General features: G+C 63.2%; 11 protein-coding genes. 4 read left to right on the plus strand and 7 right to left on the minus strand.

Annotated elements, in window-relative coordinates; translation table 11 throughout:
* Positions 1-55: 55 nt before the first annotated feature.
* Positions 56-1,042, plus strand: coding sequence for a tRNA pseudouridine(55) synthase TruB (gene truB, locus OYT13_RS09725; RefSeq protein WP_268567638.1), 987 nt, complete (start codon positions 56-58; stop codon positions 1,040-1,042).
* A gap of 141 nt (positions 1,043-1,183) precedes the next feature.
* Here the strand turns inward: truB and OYT13_RS09730 are convergent, their stop codons facing one another.
* The 5 genes from OYT13_RS09730 to OYT13_RS09750 all read right to left on the minus strand — a co-directional run bounded on the left by OYT13_RS09730 (position 1,184) and on the right by OYT13_RS09750 (position 6,963).
* On the minus strand, positions 1,184-1,678 hold the full coding sequence (locus OYT13_RS09730) for an acyl-CoA thioesterase (protein ID WP_130025735.1): 495 nt from the start codon (positions 1,676-1,678) through the stop codon (positions 1,184-1,186).
* A gap of 243 nt (positions 1,679-1,921) precedes the next feature.
* Entirely contained in the window at positions 1,922-3,472 is a 1,551-nt protein-coding gene (locus tag OYT13_RS09735; protein ID WP_026131667.1) for a DHA2 family efflux MFS transporter permease subunit, read from the minus strand.
* Positions 3,473-3,509: 37 nt separating this feature from the next.
* Complete coding sequence (locus tag OYT13_RS09740) at positions 3,510-4,745, minus strand: HlyD family secretion protein (protein ID WP_130025737.1); 1,236 nt, start codon at positions 4,743-4,745, stop codon at positions 3,510-3,512.
* A 73-nt stretch (positions 4,746-4,818) separates the two neighbouring features.
* Positions 4,819-6,336 carry an efflux transporter outer membrane subunit gene (locus OYT13_RS09745; protein ID WP_017232306.1) on the minus strand — a complete coding sequence of 506 codons (1,518 nt, stop codon included), beginning with the start codon at positions 6,334-6,336 and terminating at the stop codon, positions 4,819-4,821.
* A gap of 117 nt (positions 6,337-6,453) precedes the next feature.
* A complete protein-coding gene (locus OYT13_RS09750) occupies positions 6,454-6,963 on the minus strand; it encodes a MarR family winged helix-turn-helix transcriptional regulator (protein ID WP_261938710.1) in 510 nt (169 codons plus the stop codon).
* 299 nt (positions 6,964-7,262) lie between these two features.
* Between OYT13_RS09750 and typA the strand changes: the two genes are divergently transcribed.
* Positions 7,263-9,083, plus strand: a complete 1,821-nt coding sequence (gene typA / locus OYT13_RS09755; protein ID WP_017232304.1) for a translational GTPase TypA — start codon at positions 7,263-7,265, stop codon at positions 9,081-9,083.
* Between the two features lie 136 nt (positions 9,084-9,219).
* Positions 9,220-10,332, plus strand: coding sequence for an enoyl-CoA hydratase/isomerase family protein (locus tag OYT13_RS09760; protein ID WP_268567639.1), 1,113 nt, complete (start codon positions 9,220-9,222; stop codon positions 10,330-10,332).
* A gap of 38 nt (positions 10,333-10,370) precedes the next feature.
* Here the strand turns inward: OYT13_RS09760 and OYT13_RS09765 are convergent, their stop codons facing one another.
* Together OYT13_RS09765 and lexA are read right to left on the minus strand one after the other, a co-directional pair.
* The gene (locus tag OYT13_RS09765) at positions 10,371-10,781 is read right to left on the minus strand and encodes a hypothetical protein (protein ID WP_017232302.1); all 411 of its coding nucleotides are present in this window, start codon (positions 10,779-10,781) and stop codon (positions 10,371-10,373) included.
* A 174-nt stretch (positions 10,782-10,955) separates the two neighbouring features.
* Positions 10,956-11,609: a transcriptional repressor LexA gene (lexA, locus tag OYT13_RS09770; protein WP_017232301.1), complete on the minus strand. Its 654-nt coding sequence runs from the start codon at positions 11,607-11,609 to the stop codon at positions 10,956-10,958.
* A 257-nt stretch (positions 11,610-11,866) separates the two neighbouring features.
* Here lexA and OYT13_RS09775 point away from each other — a divergent pair, with 257 nt between their 5' ends.
* Positions 11,867-12,898 carry a sulfate ABC transporter substrate-binding protein gene (locus OYT13_RS09775; RefSeq protein WP_268567640.1) on the plus strand — a complete coding sequence of 344 codons (1,032 nt, stop codon included), beginning with the start codon at positions 11,867-11,869 and terminating at the stop codon, positions 12,896-12,898.
* The last annotated feature ends 57 nt before the right edge of the window (positions 12,899-12,955 follow it).

Genomic DNA, 12,955 nt, shown 5'->3' on the forward strand with positions numbered 1-12,955 from the left:
GCCATGAGTGCCAGGGGTTGTATCCCACAAGACTCTCTCAAGCACTCTGCGCATCATGACGGACCCGCGTTCGCAGGCACCCCGCCAAAAACTTCCCCGTTTCGCGCTCGATGGCGTGTTGCTCCTGGACAAGCCGCTGGGCATGTCGTCCAACGACGCGTTGATCCGGGCCAAGCGATTGCTGCAGGCGTTGAAGGCGGGGCATACCGGCACGCTCGATCCGTTGGCGACCGGTCTGTTGCCGCTTTGTTTCGGCGAGGCGACGAAGTTCTCGCAGGACTTGCTCGAAGCCGACAAGACCTATGAAGCGCTGGTGCGGCTTGGCGAGACCACGACCACCGGCGACGCCGAGGGCGAGGTGTTGCAAACGCGCCCTGTGACGGTGGACGAAGCGGCGATTCGCGCAGTGCTGCCCCGCTTCACGGGGCCGATCTCGCAGGTCCCGCCGATGTATTCGGCGCTCAAGCGAGACGGCAAGCCGTTGTACGAATATGCGCGCGCGGGGCAGACCCTTGAGCGCGAAGCGCGCGCGGTCACGATTCTCGCGTTGGAGATGACAGCGTGCGCGTTGCCGGCCGTCGCCGAGTTCTCGTTTCGCGTGACTTGCAGCAAAGGCACGTACGTGCGGACGTTGGCCGAAGATATCGGTGAGGCGCTGGGCTGCGGCGCGCATTTGCGCGCGCTGCGCCGCACGGCCGTCGGTCCGCTCACGCTCGACGGCGCGGTGACGCTGGAAGATTTGGGGGCGCTCGATCACGCGCAACGTGTGCAGAGGCTGGCACCGGTCGATGCGTTGCTCAAGACGCTGCCGACGATCTGGCTCGACGAAACGCTCGCCAGGCGGTTCAGCCACGGACAACGTCTGCGTCTGGACGAGGCGCGCTGTCCTCAGGCGCTGCGCGCGTGCGCCGGGGCGTCCGAGGCGATCGAGGTGAAGGTGTATGCCGAAGCCGATGGCGACGCCGCCGTGCGGTTGCTCGGCGTTGCGCGACTCGATGGCGAGGCGCTGCTCACACCGCAACGGCTGTTGAAGACCCAGTAAGCAAAGTCATCGCAGCAAGCGCAGTCGGCGCCGTTCAGTCGCGGTCAGCCGATGTTGCGAAGAGGCGCATGCTCGCGGGCCTCATCGGTTCCCGAGGGGCACCCCTCGCGCCTTTCAGCGGTCGAGCGACCGCCGTCGCCATCAGTGGGCGACGTTCTCCGGCTTGAGTTCCACGATGGCGTCCAGCGCTGCCTTGACGTCCATCGCGTACTTGGCCAACGCTTTCTGCTCGTCTGTTTTCGGTTCGAACGACGGAATGCCGACCGGGTGATTGCTCTCATCGACGGCGACGAACACCATCAGGCAATCGGTCGTCTGACGCAGCTCGCCCCACTTGGGATCGCCTGCGTGCACCGAGACATGGATGTGCATGCTGGTGCGTCCGGTGGCCACGATACGCGCACGCAGTTCCACCAGATTGCCCACCAGAATCGGACGGCGGAAGCGGATGTTGCCGACACTGACCGTTACGCAATAGCGACCCGACCAGGTGGCTGCGCAGGCATACGCCACTTCGTCGATCCATTTCATCAGCGAGCCCCCATGCACCTTGCCGCCGAAATTGACGGCGGCCGGCTCGGCCAGAAAACGGAAAGTGACTTCTGAGCGTTCGTTCGGGTTCTGCGGGGTCGTCATGATGTTGGTTTTGGCTGGGGACGTGACATTCCCGAGCGTCGTGCGGTATTCCGGTATCGCGTCGGGCAGTGCGCCATCATACTTCGATTGCGTGGTCGTTGCCGACCCGCGTCGCGAATCAACCTCACTGTTATGCGTTGCGCGCATCGTCGGCGTGGCCAAAAAAAACCCCGCTAACGTCAGCGGGGTTCGAGAGGTGTCCGGCTGCACAGGGCAGGGCCAGACACTGGGGAAGACTTCGCTTCAATGCGCGCCGGCCGCGGCGTCGGCACCGCCGCCCCCCTTCATCGGCCGCGTGATCCATACCATCGAGATCATCAGCACGAACAGCAGCGCCGAGATCCAGAAAATATCGTTCGCGCCGAGCATCGCCGATTGCTGCGTGACCAGCCGGTCGATGTAACCGTTGGCCTGGGGTGTGCTCATGCCGAGTTGATTCAGGGTCTGCACGGACGCGTTGTACGTCGGGTTGTAGGGCGTCAAATGCTCCGTCAACTGCGCATGGTGCAGCGTGATCCGGTTCTCCCACATGGTCGTCGCAATCGACGTGCCCACCGCACCGCACGTGATCCGCACGAAGTTGGACAGCCCCGCCGCCGCCGGAATGCGACTCGGCGGCAACCCTGACAGGATGATCGCAGTGAGCGGGATGAAGAACATCGACATCGGCACGCCCTGCAGGAACGTCGGAATCATCAGCGTGCGCGTATCGACGAGCGTATTGAAGTGCGAACGCATGAGGAACACCAGCGCGAACAGCAGGAACGAGACGGTCACGACCCAACGGGCATCGAGCTTGGGCAGCGTTTTACCGATCACTGGCGAGAGCAGGATGGCGAACAGGCCCACCGGTGCCAGCACCAGGCCGGCCTCCGTCGCGGTATAGCCGAGATGGATCTGCAGCCACTGCGGCAGAATCACCAGGTTCCCGAAGAACAGGCCGTAACCCACCGAGATCGCCACCACGCCACCCGTAAAGTTGATCCGCTTGAAGAGTGTCAGATCGACCACCGGATGTTCCTCGGTAATTTCCCAGATGACGAAGAAACAGAACGACACCAACGCCACCAGCGCCAGCACGACAATCGTCGACGAATTGAACCAGTCGAGTTCCTTGCCTTTGTCCAGCATCACTTGCAGCGACCCGACCCACAACACGAGCAAGGCCAGCCCGACGGTATCGATCGGCTTGCGTTGCGTGGGCGTTTCACGCTTGGCATAGATCAGCCAAGTGGCGTAAGCGGCGCCAATGCCGACCGGGATGTTGATATAGAAGATCCAGGGCCAATGGTAGTTGTCCGAGATCCAGCCGCCGAGAATCGGGCCCATCACGGGGGCGACCAGCGTCGTCATGCCCCATAGCGCGAGCGCCATCGAACTCTTCGCGCTCGGATAGCTGGAGAGCAGCAGCGATTGCGAGAGCGGGATCATCGGACCGGCCACCGCACCTTGCAACACACGGGCCGCCAGCAGGAATTCGAGCGTGGGCGCCATGCCGCACAGCCACGATGCCAGCACGAACAGCAGGATCGACGAAATGAACAGCCGCACCGCGCCGAAGCGCTCGGTCAGCCAGCCTGTGAGTGGCACCGAGATGGCGTTGGCCACGGCGAACGACGTAATCACCCACGTCCCCTGACTCGACGAGACGCCAAGGTCGCCGGAGATGGCGGGAATCGATACGTTGGCAATCGAGGTGTCGAGCACGTTCATGAACGTGGCGAGCGACAACGCGATGGTGCCGAATACCAACTGGCTCCCCGTCAGGGGGCCAGGAGCGTTTTGAGTTGCCATGAGATGTCAAAGGGGGTGGGGGCCACCCCCCTCCGCTTTACAGGGGGCGTGCGCGAGCCGGCTGGTTGCGCGTGTCGCTGGCGCCGTTTGCGCCTGAGGCAGCCGCGGCACCGGCGTTTTCGGTGATGATCTTGGCGACGATGTCGTCGGCGTCATGACCCACCTTGTCGTACACATCGGTGGCGTACACCGGCAGCGCCGGCGCTTCACCCAGTTCCTTGCCGTCCGTATTGCGCACGTCCACCTTGACCTGCATCGACAGGCCGACACGCAGCGGATGTTGCTGCAACTGCTTCGGGTCGAGTGCGATACGCACCGGCAAACGCTGCACGACCTTGATCCAGTTGCCTGTCGCGTTTTGTGCCGGCAGCAGCGAGAACGCGCTGCCCGTGCCTGCCGAGAAGCCCGCCACGGTGCCCTTGTATTCCACCGACGAGCCGTACACGTCCGCCGTGAGCGTCACCGGTTGGCCGACGCGCATATGCGCGATCTGCACTTCCTTGAAGTTGGCATCGACCCAGACTTGATTGAGCGGCACCAGCGCCATGAGCGGCGCGCCCGTCGCCACGCGCTGACCCACTTGCACGGAACGCTTGGCCACGTAGCCGTCGACCGGCGCCGGGATCGACGTGCGGGCGTAGTCGAGATACGCGGCGCGTACCTTGGCGGCGGCTTGCTGCACGTTCGGATGGGTGGTCACCGACGTCTTGTCCGTCAGCGCCCGGTTCGACACCCACTGCGCGCGGGCTTGCTCGAGTGACGCCTGTGCGGTCTTCACGGCGTCCTGGGCGTGGGCGAGTTCTTCGCGCGACACGGCACCCGTCGCAATCGCCATTTCACGGCGCTTCACGTCGGCCTGCGTCTTGGCCAATTCGGATTCGCGCATGGCCACGGTGGCGGCATAGGCGTCGTTGTTCACGAAGTACGTGCGCACCTGACGCACGGTTTGCGCCAGATTGGCCTCGGCTTGCAGCAGGGCGACGCGGGCATCGGTCGGGTCGAGCGTGACCAGCGGCTGGCCTGCCTTGACCATTTGCGTGTCGTCGACCTTCACGCCGGTCACGGTCCCCGGCACCTGCGGAGTGATTTGCACCACATTGCCCGCGACATAAGCGTCGTCGGTGTCTTCATAGAAGCGCGCATACAGCCCGTAATAGGCGCCGTAGGCGATGGCCGCGATCGCGATCACGGCCGTTAGCGTCAGCATCATGCGGCGGCGCTTGCCATTGGCCTGAGCCGGCTGGGCAGGCGTTTGTTGTTGGTTCTCGCTCATCATTCGCTCCGTACTAATCTCTTAATGTGCTTTGACGTTGTCTTGTCTGTTCTGTGTGATGTGCGGCGCCCGCTCAGTGCGTCTGCACCGCGTCGCCTTCGGCCTTGGCGGGGCGTTCCTGCCCCACGACGAGACCCGCCGCCTGGGCGTCGAAGCCACCGCCGAGCGCCTTGATCAAGCCGATCTGCTGGTCGCGGCGCGCACTTTCGATATTCACGCGCGCCTGTTCCTGCGCCAGCAGCGACGACTCGGCGGCGAGCACGGTCAACTGCGGCGTGAGACCGGCCTTGTAACGGTCGATGGCCAGGTCGTAGGCGCGTTGCGCGGCGTCTTGCGCCACACGTTGCGAGACCATTTGCTTGTCCGCCGAGCGGATCGACGACATGCGATCCGCGATGTCGCCGAGCGCCTTGTTCAGCGTCGAGTCGTAGTTCGCCACCGCGCTTTCATAGGCCGCGTACTGCCCCTTCAAGTTGGCGCGCAGGCGCCCGCCATCGAAGATCGGCAGCGAAATGACCGGACCGTACTGGATGTTCTGGCTGGTCGGATCGATCAGCTTGCCCAGTCCGAAGGTGGAAAAGCCAAAGGCGGCGTTCAGGTTCACGTCCGGATAGAAGCGAGCCTTCGCGACGTCGATCCCCTTGAGCTGCGCTTCCACGCCCCAGCGGGCCGAGACGATATCGGGGCGACGGCCGAGCAGCGTGAGCGGCAGGTTGTCGGGCAGGGCGGGTGTCGCCAGTTGCGCGAGCGTCGGACGCGCAATGGCCAGACCGCGATCCGGCCCCTTGCCGAGCAACACGCCAAGTTGATGGCGGGTGAGCAGGATCTGGCCGTCGAGTTGGGCGATTTGCGTCTGAATGTCGGCGGTGTTGCTCTCGGCCTGCTTCTGCTCGACTTGCGTGTCGAGACCGGCCCGCACACGGTCTGACGTCAGTTGCCCGAGGCGTTGGCGTTGCTTGCCGATGCGATCGAGCACGTCATGCTGTGCATATTGCTGGGCGAGCTGGTTATACGAACGCGCCACGGCGGTGGCCAGCGCCAGTCGCACTTCCTGGTCTTCGGCTTCTTCGGCGCGTTCGGCCGACGTGGCTTGTGCCCGTGCCGAGCGGTTCTTGCCCCACAGGTCGAGTTCCCACGACAACGAGGCCGTCAAGTCGCCCTGCGTGAACCACGTGCCACCATAGCCCGGCGGGTAGATCGTGTTTTCGGTGAATTTCTCGCGATAGATGCTGCCCGAGGCATTGACTGCCGGAAGCAGCGCGGCCGCGGCGCCTTCGGTCTGCGCCTGCGCACCCTTCAGACGAGCGACCGCCATGGCCAGATCGGGGTTGCCGGCGAGCGCTTCGTCGATCAGCGAGACGAGTTGCGGATCGCCGAACCGCTGTGCCCAATCCGTGCCGGGCCACTGGCCGCCCTCGGCGGGCAGGCTGCGCTGGGTCTGATACTGATCGGGGGTACTGATCTGCTTGTCGCTGTGGATGCCGGCAAAATTCGCGCAACCGGCAAACCCCAGTGTCATCGCCGCCAGACAGACGGCGGAAATGATGGAGCGGGCCCGCAGATGCGGGAGGAACGGTGAGGCCACTTTCATCGCAAAGCCTTTACGAGTGACGTTAGGCACCGACAATAATCGGAAACCGGGTGATGGCGAGTACCAGGAGTAGTGGACTCGACATGCTTTTTTGGGGGAATCTGGGGGCCGTCGTTGTCATCCGGTTTCGCCGTTGGCGATCACGCGGCGCAGCAGGCTCTTCAGGAAACCCACTTCCTCTACGGAGAACCCGCGCATCAGATGATCGGCGGCACGCACGAAGATGTCCGGCATCCGGTCGGCCATGGCGTATCCGGCTTCGGTCGCACTCAGGTTCACCGTGCGGCGATCCATCTTGCTGCGCTCGCGCACGAGCAAGCCTTGCGCTTCAAGCCGGTCGAGAAGACGCGTCACCGCACTCGCGTCGATACAGTAGTCGCGAGCCAGATCGGCCGCCGTCTTGCTCTTGCCCGTGGCCACCTTGTAAAGCATGGTCGCCTGGGTGCTCGTCAAGCCGTATTGCGACGTTTCGTTGGTCAGCTCTGCCAGGATCAACTGGCGCACGCGGGAGACAAGATACCCCAGCGAGTTGTCGATGTCGTAGGCGCAGCGCGGAGGATCGCTCTGGGGGGCATCCGGCGGCGACGTCGGCGCGGCATCGGAAGAGGAAGCGGACGGATCGATCATTTTCGTGCTGCTGCAATAGTTGACTTGTCACGATTATAGCGGTTACTTAATAAATTTCAAGGCCATGCAATAGTTGACTAGGCAAATATTTCGATAAAAATTGGAACCAACGTTCTAAATGCATGTGTGGCGTGGGGGGGGGGCGAGGGGGTATGGCAGGGGGGGGCATCTCGGCGAATGCGACGCCGTCGACGTTCCCGCGCAGGGGCCGTTGCTGCATTGCAGAAAGACCATGACGTAAGACACGCGCAAGTGGTAGAATCGCGGATTCTCCAAAGGCTTTTTTCGAGCACCTCTTCATGACCCGCGCTCTCCGTAATATCGCCATCATCGCGCACGTCGACCACGGCAAAACCACGCTCGTCGACCAACTGCTGCGCCAGTCGGGCACCTTCCGCGAAAACCAGCAAGTCGCTGAACGCGTGATGGACTCGAACGACATTGAAAAAGAGCGCGGCATCACGATCCTCGCCAAAAACTGCGCCGTCGAATACGAAGGCACGCACATCAACATCGTCGACACGCCGGGACACGCGGACTTCGGCGGTGAAGTGGAGCGTGTGCTTTCGATGGTCGACAGTGTGCTGTTGCTCGTCGACGCCGTCGAAGGCCCGATGCCGCAAACGCGCTTCGTGACCCGCAAGGCCCTCGGCCTCGGTCTGAAGCCGATCGTCGTGGTCAACAAGATCGACCGTCCGGGCGCGCGTCCGGATTGGGTGATCAACCAGACGTTCGACCTGATGGACAAGCTGGGTGCCACCGACGAGCAGCTCGACTTCCCGGTCGTCTACGCGTCGGCCCTGAACGGTTTCGCGAGCCTCGACTCCGATGTGCGCGAAGGCACGATGCGCCCGCTGTTCGACGCGATTCTCGAACACGTGCCGGTCCGCGAAGCCGATGTCGACGCCCCGCTGCAACTGCAGATCAGCTCGCTCGACTACTCGACGTTCGTTGGCCGTATCGGTATTGGCCGTATTACGCGCGGTCGCATCAAGCCGGGTCAGCAAGTGGTGATGCGCTTTGGTCCGGAAGGCGAAGTGCTCAAGCGCAAGATCAATCAGGTGCTGACGTTCCGCGGTCTGGAGCGTGTGATGTCGGACGGCGCGGAAGCCGGCGACATCGTGCTGATCAACGGGATTGAAGACGTGGGTATCGGCGCAACGATTTGCGACGTCGACACGCCGGAAGCCTTGCCGCTGCTGACGGTAGACGAGCCGACGCTGACCATGAACTTCTGCGTGAACACGTCGCCGCTGGCCGGCCGTGAAGGCAAGTTCGTGACGAGCCGTCAAATTCGCGACCGTCTGCACAAGGAACTCAATCACAACGTAGCGCTGCGCGTGAAAGACACCGCCGAAGATTCCGTCTTCGAAGTGTCCGGCCGTGGCGAACTGCACCTGACGATTCTCATCGAGAACATGCGTCGCGAAGGCTACGAACTGGCCGTGTCGCGTCCGCGCGTGGTGCTCAAGGAAATCGACGGCGTGAAGCATGAGCCGTACGAAATGCTGACCATCGACCTGGAAGACGATCACCAGGGCGCGGTCATGGAAGAAATCGGCCGCCGCAAGGGCGAAATGCTGGACATGGTGTCGGACGGTCGCGGCCGTACGCGTCTTGAATACCGCATTCCGGCGCGTGGCTTGATCGGCTTCCAGGGCGACTTCCTGTCGATGACCCGCGGCACGGGCCTGATGAGCCACATTTTCGATGCTTACGCACCGCTCAAGGATGGCACGCTGGGCGAGCGTCGCAATGGCGTTCTGATCTCGCAGGACGACGGCGCTGCCGTGGCCTACGCGCTGTGGAAGCTGCAAGATCGCGGCCGCATGTTCGTGTCGCCGGGTGACGCCCTGTACGAAGGCATGATCATCGGTATCCATAGCCGTGACAACGACCTCGTGGTCAACCCGATCAAGGGGAAGCAGCTCACGAACGTGCGCGCGTCGGGCACCGACGAAGCCGTGCGCCTGGTGCCGCCGATCTCGATGAGCCTCGAGTACGCCGTGGAATTCATCGACGACGACGAACTGGTCGAAGTCACGCCGCAGACGATTCGCCTGCGCAAGCGCTACCTCAAGGAACACGAGCGCAAGCGCGCATCGCGTGAAGAGAAGTAAAGCCGGCGAGGGTGTCGTGGCGTAGCGGAGAAACTTCTGCTACGCGCCGATGCCAGTCTGTTGGAAAGAAAGCCGGTGCCTCGCACCGGCTTTTTTGTTATCCCTTTCGTTGACGTCACTGAAGCCATTGCCAGACATGACCGACTTTGTGAGTACCGACATCCGCGGCCGCATCGGCTTTATCACCCTGACCCGCCCGAAGGCGCTCAATGCGCTCTCGCACGACATGATTCGTGCGATGGCCTCGACCCTCGATGCATGGCGCGACGATCCGCGCGTGCTCGCCGTCGTCCTACGGGGCGAGGGGGAGAAGGGTTTGTGCGCGGGCGGCGACATTCGCTATTTCCACGAGGCGGTGAGCGCGAGGCGCACCGACATCATGGATTTCTTCACGGACGAGTACACGCTGAACTACACGATCGCCACCTACCCGAAGCCCTATATCGCGCTGATGGACGGCGTGGTGATGGGCGGCGGCATGGGCGTCTCGCAGGGGGCGGCGTTGCGCCTGGTCACGGAAGCCACGCGCATGGCAATGCCCGAGACGGCCATCGGACTGTTTCCCGATGTGGGCGGCGGGCACTTTCTCGCGAATCTTGCCGGTCATCTTGGCGAGTACCTTGGCACGACGGGCGTGGTGTTCGGTGCCGTTGACGCATGCGAAATCGGTCTGGCCGACGCCGTGGTGCCGCGTACCGAATTACCGGTGCTCTGTGAACGGCTGGCGAGCGGCGATTGGCCGGACAGTGATGCGGTACTCGACGCGGCGCGCGCGTTCGCCCGGCAAAGCGTGCCGCCTGCCGGACTGGCCCCGGGCAAGCTTGCGCCGCTGCGCGACGTGATCGACCATCACTTCGGCCTGCCGGATCTGCCGGCCATCCTGGCGTCGCTCAAGCGGGAAGCCCGCTGCGAGTTCTCCGGCTGGGCGCAAGAGACGGAAGATCTGTTGCGTGCCAAGCGCTCGCCGCTGATGGTTTGCGTCACGCTGGAACAGGTGCGCCGCGCACGCAAGCTGTCACTCGCGGACGAGTTGCGCGAGGAGTGGCTGATGATGCGCTGTGTCTTCAATCTCGACGGCCGTACCGGGGCGGAGGGTGTTGAAGGCATTCGCGCAATGGTCGTCGACAAGGATCATGCGCCGCGCTGGCAGCACGGTAGCATCGAAGCGGTCACGCCCGCCGACATCGCGCGATTCTTCGATGGCGATCGGCATGGCGCGGACCATCCACTGCGCGAACTCGGGCGATAAGTCCGTCGCGCCATGGAGGGTCGCGGTGGCCCGAGGGCTTATACCGCAGCCTGACAGAACTGATCGCCAACGGCCAGATCGAGTTTGCGGCAGATGTCGGCGATGCTGCCGACCATCACGATGTGCGACATGTCGCGATACACGCGCACCTCGTGCCCACCTTGCGTGTCGCGTTGCTGAACGTCTCGCACGCTGCGCGACGCCTTGACCGCTTTTCCGGTCGGGCACGCGCGACGCGAGGCCGACGCCATGGCAGCGGCGAGTGTACGGGGCAGGGCCGTGGAGCGCGAGCGCGCAGGCACGGTGTACGAGCGTGCGATGGCCGGGGCGGCGGCAAACGGGCCGGACAGGGCCGACAGCCCGTACACCGCAGACAGACGCGCCTGCGACGGCACGCGGACGCGCGGTTGACCAAAAGACGTACGCAGCAAACCAAAGAGTCGAGCCATGATGCGATCCTTCCTCCAATGTGGGTCTGAGGGGCGCGTCCTGCCACGACCTTCACAAATCGCGGGCGCAGCAGGGCACGGGCGCCGGACCCAGCCCGGCGCAGTCGGAAATGCGAAACTTCAGTGAGTGGGCTGCTGCGTGATCGAGACGCGGCGCAGTACCCAGGTCTGCGTCTAGAGGTCGTTGTTGCGGATCAGGCCGACCGCAATCCCTTCCAGCGCAAAGTCACCGCTGCCTTCATTGACATCGATGTTCTCGAAGTCGGGGTTTTCGGCGATCAACTCGACGCCGCCGGGCACACGGTGAAAACGTTTGACGGTCACATCGTCGCCAATGCGTGCCACGACAATCTGGCCCTCTCGCGCGTCGGCGGCTTTCTGTACCGCCAACAGATCGCCGTCGAGAATGCCCGCGTCTCGCATGGACATACCGCGCACCTTCAGCAGGTAATCGGGCTGGCGCGCGAACATGTTCGGGTCGCACTGAAAGTTGCGTTCGATATGTTCCTGCGCCAGGATCGGGCTACCTGCGGCAACGCGCCCGACGAGCGGCAGCGACAGTTGCATCAGGCCCATATGCGGCAAGGTGAACTGATGCATGCCGCCCGCTTCGTCGAGCCGCTTGAGGCGGATGCCGCGCGATTGGCCTGCGGCCAGTTCGATCACCCCTTTGCGCGCCAGCGCCCGCAGGTGCTCCTCCGCGGCGTTGGCGGAAGAGAAGCCGAGTTCGGCGGCGATCTCGGCGCGCGTCGGCGGAAAGCCGGTGCGCTCGATCGCTTGTCGGACCAGTTCGTAGACCTGCTGTTGACGAGCAGTAAGTTTGATCATGGCATCACTGTATGGAAGCACAGGTGGCTGTATTTTTGTACAGTGTTTGTAAAAACGCAAGGGAAAACTTCCTCTCCTGCAGGATGTGTCTGTCCCACGCCCGCGTCGTGGGACCCCCGCGGGATCAAACCGGCGTCGGTATGAGCGGGCTAATCCATGATTTGATATAAACAATCGTATAAATATTATTTTTAAGTATTTAGCTGTCCCCATAGACTGGCCTCCTACACACGAAAAAACACGAGGGAGCGCAAGTCATGGGCCAAGTGATACGGGGGGGAAAAGCCAGGGCGCTGGCGATCGCACTGGGAGGGCTGGCACTGACTGCCGGGCTGTCGCTTCAGGCGCGCGCCGCGAGTTTTTCCCTGCTCAACGTGTCGTATGACCCGACGCGTGAGCTATATGCCGACTACAACAAGGCATTCGAGGCGCACTACAGGCAGACCACGGGCGACACGGTGACGCTCAAGGCCTCGCATGGCGGCTCGGGCAAGCAGGCCCGTACGGTACTCGACGGCGCACCGGCCGACGTCGTGACGCTCGGCATCTCCGCCGACATCGACGAACTGGCGCAGGCCGGACTCGTGAACAAAGATTGGCAGAAGCGTCTGCCCGATAACGCCACGCCATACACGTCGACCATCGTGTTGCTCGTGCGCAAGGGCAACCCCAAACACATCAAGGACTGGAACGACCTCACCAGGCCGGGCATCAGCGTGGTCACGCCGAACCCGAAGACGTCGGCCGGCGCCCGCTGGAATTACCTCGCTGCATGGCTTTACGCGCTAAAGCAGCCAGGCGGCAACGAGCAGACCGCCCAGGCCTTTGTCGCGGCGCTCTACCGCAACGTGGGGGTACTCGATTCCGGCGCGCGAGGCGCCACCACGACCTTCGTCGAGCGCGGCATCGGCGACGTGCTGATCGCCTGGGAAAACGAGGCGCTGCTCTCGGTGAAGGATCTCGGTCCGGACAAGTTCGACATCGTCGTGCCGTCGTCGTCGATTCTCACGGAGCCGCCGGTCGCCGTGGTCGACAAGAACGTCGACAGGCACGGAACTCGCAAAGCCGCTGAAGCCTATCTGCAATGGCTGTATTCGCCGCAAGGGCAGGAGATCGCCGCGAAGCACTTCTATCGTCCACGCTCGCCGGACATCGCCAGGAAGTATGCCTCGCAGTATCCGAAGCTCAAGCTCTACACGGTCGACGCCGATCTGGGCGGGTGGACGAAAACGCAGGCCAAGCATTTTGCCGACGGTGGCATCTTCGACCAGATCTACACGAAGAAGTGACCCCCAGGGCCCGAGAAGACAAAGGGATGCAAGCGTGAGTACCGTACTGTTTCCGCT

It is taken from the genome of Pandoraea sp. XJJ-1 (assembly GCF_026802345.1).
Lineage (GTDB): Bacteria > Pseudomonadota > Gammaproteobacteria > Burkholderiales > Burkholderiaceae > Pandoraea > Pandoraea cepalis.

Bases quoted from the DNA above. Each gene is read 5' to 3' on its own strand.
- truB (WP_268567638.1), top strand. From the start codon at position 56: ATGACGGACCCGCGTTCGCAGGCACCCCGCCAAAAACTTCCCCGTTTC.
- OYT13_RS09730 (WP_130025735.1), bottom strand. From the start codon at position 1,678: ATGACGACCCCGCAGAACCCGAACGAACGCTCAGAAGTCACTTTCCGT.
- OYT13_RS09735 (WP_026131667.1), bottom strand. From the start codon at position 3,472: ATGGCAACTCAAAACGCTCCTGGCCCCCTGACGGGGAGCCAGTTGGTA.
- OYT13_RS09740 (WP_130025737.1), bottom strand. From the start codon at position 4,745: ATGAGCGAGAACCAACAACAAACGCCTGCCCAGCCGGCTCAGGCCAAT.
- OYT13_RS09745 (WP_017232306.1), bottom strand. From the start codon at position 6,336: ATGAAAGTGGCCTCACCGTTCCTCCCGCATCTGCGGGCCCGCTCCATC.
- OYT13_RS09750 (WP_261938710.1), bottom strand. From the start codon at position 6,963: ATGATCGATCCGTCCGCTTCCTCTTCCGATGCCGCGCCGACGTCGCCG.
- typA (WP_017232304.1), top strand. From the start codon at position 7,263: ATGACCCGCGCTCTCCGTAATATCGCCATCATCGCGCACGTCGACCAC.
- OYT13_RS09760 (WP_268567639.1), top strand. From the start codon at position 9,220: ATGACCGACTTTGTGAGTACCGACATCCGCGGCCGCATCGGCTTTATC.
- OYT13_RS09765 (WP_017232302.1), bottom strand. From the start codon at position 10,781: ATGGCTCGACTCTTTGGTTTGCTGCGTACGTCTTTTGGTCAACCGCGC.
- lexA (WP_017232301.1), bottom strand. From the start codon at position 11,609: ATGATCAAACTTACTGCTCGTCAACAGCAGGTCTACGAACTGGTCCGA.
- OYT13_RS09775 (WP_268567640.1), top strand. From the start codon at position 11,867: ATGGGCCAAGTGATACGGGGGGGAAAAGCCAGGGCGCTGGCGATCGCA.